A 234-nucleotide genomic window follows, 5' to 3' on the forward strand; every position below is an offset into this window, starting at 1 on the left:
TGTGCGCCTTGTTGAACGCGTAGTCGGAGAACGGGACCAGGATGTCCCACAGCGTCTTGATCGCCTCGTCGGAGTAGCCGTTGTCCCGCATGCCCTGCGAGAACGGCACGTACTCCTTGTCCAGGATCTCCTTTTTCTTCTTGCCCATCGCCCGGCGCAGCAGGTCCGCGGCGCCGAGCGTGTAGCCGGCCAGCTGCTGGGCGATCGCCATGACCTGCTCCTGGTAGACGATCA

Annotated in this window: 1 protein-coding gene; it reads right to left on the reverse strand. The window is 63.2% G+C overall.

Features of this window, described 5'->3' with window-relative positions:
• The coding region (locus ACXAHD_RS32485) for a hypothetical protein (RefSeq protein ID WP_475055240.1) at positions 1-234 on the reverse strand (234 nt) is incomplete at both ends.

This window comes from Micromonospora sp. ABR4_055 (assembly GCF_056160425.1).